Annotated in this window: 1 protein-coding gene; it reads right to left on the reverse strand. The window is 57.4% G+C overall.

The window, feature by feature from the left end:
- Nucleotides 1-281 (reverse strand): type II secretion system F family protein (locus tag EN852_RS38695; protein WP_246694580.1); only part of this gene is annotated, 281 nt, incomplete at its 3' end.
- Nucleotides 282-305 lie beyond the last annotated feature (24 nt).

A 305-nucleotide genomic window follows, 5' to 3' on the forward strand; every position in this document is an offset into this window, starting at 1 on the left:
CCGAAGATCGTGAAAACAGGAAAGATGAGCGGATTCCCACAGACCGCCCCGTAGTAGGTCGGAGCAATGATCCAAAGGATCGCGAACATGACGATCGGGAAGAGTGAGATTACCCATGCCGAGAAGCGGCCCTCGGCGGAGAGCGCCTTGATCTTCATTCTGAGCTTTTGCCGCTCGCGCAGCACGCCTGACAGGTTCGCCAGTATCTCAGTGAGATTACCGCCGGTCTTGGACTGAATGGAAAGCGACACCGAAAGAAGGTGCAAGCCCTCGAAGCCCACCCGCTCCGACAGCTTTCGTACGGC

It is taken from the genome of Mesorhizobium sp. M2E.F.Ca.ET.209.01.1.1 (assembly GCF_004010375.2).
In the GTDB taxonomy this organism is placed as follows: Bacteria; Pseudomonadota; Alphaproteobacteria; order Rhizobiales; family Rhizobiaceae; genus Mesorhizobium.